The organism is Streptosporangium sp. G11, assembly GCF_051192615.1.
Lineage (GTDB): Bacteria > Actinomycetota > Actinomycetes > Streptosporangiales > Streptosporangiaceae > Streptosporangium.
This window is the reverse complement of record NZ_JBPJUQ010000206.1, coordinates 1-3833: the sequence shown is the minus strand read 5'-3', so window position 1 is coordinate 3833 and position 3833 is coordinate 1. Positions and strand designations below refer to the sequence as shown.

Sequence of the window (3833 nt, the reverse complement as noted above, 5' to 3'; positions counted from 1 at the left end):
GACCGTGAGCGTCGAAGCAGCCGACGGGACCTTCCGCATCACCTGCGCCGGCCAGGTCATCGCCGAGGTCGCCCGCACCACCACCAAGCCCATCACCCGGTTCAAAGTCCGCAAGCCTCAGGGTTAACAGAAGATCGCACCGATCGGGTAGAACTGCGTTCATGGATCTGGTGAAGCTGCAACAGGCTCTGGACGACGTCTTCGATCAGGCTCTGCTGCGCCATGGCTTCACGGAGTACATGCGTGACTACCAGCTCGTAATCCACGCGACCGTCGACCCGCGGAGCGGGATCGCACCGGCGACGCTGCGCTACCTGTTCCGCTACTGCGTTCAGGCCAACTGCACCACAACCGTGCGAGCCGACACTTGGCGCGATTCCCTCGATGACCGGTTGATCGCTTATGAAACCGGCGTCGACCTCGACGGATACGTCTGGGGCGTCAACTGGCAGTTGCTTTATCCCGGGGCCACACTCGTCGCCGACTCGCCGACCGCCCGCAACTGGGCTGCAGCCATCGGCATCGATTTCCATGAAGTCCGGATCCAGACCAACGCTCACGACTTAACCCTGATCTTCTCGGACCTGCAGATCGAAGAACTCCCATCCGAATGGCAGGGACCGGACTACAAGTTTCCGATTCAATAGGCGCCGGAGAGCAACAGATCATCCAGCCGGAGTGTCACCCGCCTCCCGAGCCGGATCTGTCGCACGGGTCCTGAGCCCTGACACTACACAGCGGCACAACCTGGCTGGACAGCGGGACGACGAGGGGACAAGACGGCAATACGGCGGGGCGGAGCGATATCCGCGCGCTGGTGAAGGTCCTGCGGCCCGGCTCCGCCTCACGCCGGGCCCGCGCCGTCGTCCGCGAGGTGCTCCAGCAGGCGGGCCTGCCCGGCGACGACATCGACACCGCAGAACTCATCGTCGCCGAACTCGCCGCCAACGCTGAGAAACACGCCTGTCCCCCGTACGAGCTGCGCGTCTTCCACCTGGACGGCATCCCCACCTGGTGCGAGATCGTCGACGGCGACCCCGGCACCCACGAGATCCGCCTCATCCTCAACCTGCTGCGCTCGGTGACGGAGATCGGCCTGCCCCTGCTCGCCGAGAACGGTCGTGGCCTGCTCCTGGCCCACCGGCTCTCGGGTGGCCACTGCCAGACCTACCCGGTCATCACCCTGGCCGCGACCCCAGGCAAGGCCGTCGCCTTCGCCCTGCCCACCCGCTCGGGCAGCCGTCTGATCCTCTCACCCCTCCCCGACCTCCGCCACCGGTCATCGGGGATGAGGGTTGCGTCCACGGAGGTGGTGTACGAGACCGGGAAATCGATCGCTTCGGTCGCGAAAGATCTGGGGATCAACGCGGGCACGCTGGCCAACTGGATGGGGCCTGTCCAGTAAACGGCTCTGTCTCTCTTTCGGCTCTGGCTCACTTTCGGTGGTGACCGAGCGTGGGCACAGGTGATGAAGACGCGTTTGAGGCGAATTAGCTGGTCAGAAGGGTGTCGTGGCGCGGTCCGGCGAGCAGGGTCACGGGCGACGGCGCGGTCCCATAGGCGTGTGAGGAAACCGCCCAGCTTCGCGACGTCGGCTTGATGCGCACGTTCCGTTACCACCGAAAGTAAGCCAGAGCCGTTCTTTGTACAGTCCCCCTGGACCCATTAATACGGGTACGCATTCTTCAAGTGGGCATCGAACGCGAGGAGAGAGTTCGCTATCTAGGTAATATGTGGGTTTAAAATAATTAATTCCTAGTTAAATTTCGCCCTGGTTCCGATCTATAGGTAAATAGCAGGGGTAATGTCGTTCGGGTAAGCGGAGAGCGATACGCGAAGGTGGTCCGAAACGGAGATCGCCATACTGCCGCATGGTTGACGCTCGCGCGGCCGGACGCGCCCCTGAGCACAGGTCGAGCGTGGGGTCCGGTGCCAAGGAGTCAGCACATGATCAACGCTATGCCTGTCGAGGGCATCGCCCCTGACCCTAACGCCAAGCAGCCCGCGGACTTGGTCGTGCGCAACGGTCGCGTGTACACGCAAGACCCGGCGAGGCCCACCGCTGCCGCCATCGCCGTCCGAGACGGTCGCATCGCGGCCGTGGGAGACGACCAGAACATAGCCCCGTTCGTCGGTACGGAGACTCGTGTCGTCGACACGCTCAACCGGCAGATCATTTCTGGGCTTAACGATTCCCACCTCCACGTGATCCGGGGTGGCTTGAACTACCTCCTGGAGCTGCGCTGGGACGGTGTCCCGTCGCTGCGCATGGCGCTATGGATGGGCGGGTTCCATCGCACCGTGCCTCCCACACTGCCTTCAGGCGTGCGTCAGGCTCAGGCTCTGGTGGAGGCCGCCGCCGAGTCCGAGGAACACCGCCAGTGGCGTGCCGCGCGAGGCTTCACGAAGGATCGCACATCTTATGACGAGATCTTCGATTCCTGCTTCGTTCTGTGAGCGTCAGGGACCGTGGGTGCAGGCGTCGCATTCAGGAGGACAAGGTGACAGAACACAGCAAGGGCCGTGGGGCTCATTCAATTCCGGCACAACCAAGTGAGAAGACAAAGGCGAGCTTTAGGAATGCGAAGCCCGATCCGGCGGCATCGCTCCTCACACCGCAAGACAGCGTCGTCCTCTTGGTGGACCATCAGCCACAGATGTTCTTCAGCACCACCAGCACAGACCGAGGCTCGATCATCAACGCGACGGTGGGCCTAGCCAAAGGGGCAAAGATATTCAACATACCGGTCATCCTGACCACGGTCGCGTCGAAGACCTTCTCCGGGCCGCTGCTTCCTCAACTGGCGGAATGCTTCCCCGGCGTCTCCCCCATCGACCGGACCACCATGAACTGCTGGGAGGATCTCCGGGTCGTCGACGCCGTCAGGGCGACCGGCCGACCGAAGATCGTCATGGCAGGTCTGTGGACGGAGGTGTGCATCGCCCTCGCCGCCCTGTCCGCCGTGGACCAGGGTTACCAGGTGTACGTCCCCACTGACGCTTGTGGGGGCGTGACAGCAGAAGCGCACGACAACGCCGTTCAGCGCATGCTCCAGCACGGCGTCATGCCGCTGACATGGCTCACCACCGTGCTCGAGTGGCAGCGTGACTGGAGCCGCACCCAGACCTACGACACCATCACCGCGGTCATCAAGGAGCACGCAGGCGCCTACGGGCTGGGAGTGATATACGCCCACGCCATGCTCCCGGGGAGCATTACAGCAGCCTGACGCCGCCCACCATGGCGGTGCACCGGGGCGTGCAGTCCGGCCAGGCGGCAGATCTCCCCAGGAGGCGGTGAAGGCGGGACGTGGGCTTGATCCGGTTTGACGGACATCCGAGATCAAGGATTCATCCCCGGAAGTGTCCATGATGGAGAGCATGGGGAAGAAGAAACCGCGCCCTCGTCGGTCGTTCACCCGCGAGTTCAAGGCCGAGATCGTTGAGTTGTGCCGGCGAGGTGACCGTTCGGTCGGCCAGGTGGCGGCGGACTTCGATCTGACCGAGACCGCGGTGCGCGCCTGGATCCGCCAGGCCGAGGTCGACAACGGCGACCGAGACGGGCTGACCAGCGGTGGACGCGAGGAGTTGGCCGCGCTGCGGCGCGAGAACCGCCGGTTGCGCGAGGACGTTGACATCCTCAAGCGGGCCGCGGTTTTCTTCGCGTAAATACCATGGGTGGCGTCCCGGCGGGTTCGCTCGTTTTTTCGTTGCCCCGGCATGTTGCGGTGGCTTGTCCTGATGTGCGGCCCGTCGGGAACCGGCCGCCCGGTGTGGCTTGACAGGAGCGTGCACCGGCTCGATTCAGGCGTGCCCGCCGGAGCGGCCCGGAC

General features: G+C 64.1%; 5 protein-coding genes. All 5 read left to right on the top strand.

The window, feature by feature from the left end; all coding sequences use genetic code 11:
- The first annotated feature begins 161 nt into the window (after window positions 1-161).
- The 5 genes from ACSDR0_RS49650 to ACSDR0_RS49630 all read left to right on the top strand — a co-directional run bounded on the left by ACSDR0_RS49650 (window position 162) and on the right by ACSDR0_RS49630 (window position 3669).
- On the top strand, window positions 162-647 hold the full coding sequence (locus ACSDR0_RS49650; protein ID WP_435295968.1) for a YxiG-like protein: 486 nt from the start codon (window positions 162-164) through the stop codon (window positions 645-647).
- A 170-nt stretch (window positions 648-817) separates the two neighbouring features.
- Entirely contained in the window at window positions 818-1405 is a 588-nt protein-coding gene (locus tag ACSDR0_RS49645; protein WP_435295967.1) for an ATP-binding protein, read from the top strand.
- 542 nt (window positions 1406-1947) lie between these two features.
- Entirely contained in the window at window positions 1948-2457 is a 510-nt protein-coding gene (locus ACSDR0_RS49640; protein WP_435295966.1) for a hypothetical protein, read from the top strand.
- A gap of 44 nt (window positions 2458-2501) precedes the next feature.
- The gene (locus ACSDR0_RS49635; RefSeq protein WP_435295965.1) at window positions 2502-3230 is read left to right on the top strand and encodes a hydrolase; all 729 of its coding nucleotides are present in this window, start codon (window positions 2502-2504) and stop codon (window positions 3228-3230) included.
- Window positions 3231-3381: 151 nt separating this feature from the next.
- A complete protein-coding gene (locus tag ACSDR0_RS49630; RefSeq protein ID WP_435295964.1) occupies window positions 3382-3669 on the top strand; it encodes a transposase in 288 nt (95 codons plus the stop codon).
- The last annotated feature ends 164 nt before the right edge of the window (window positions 3670-3833 follow it).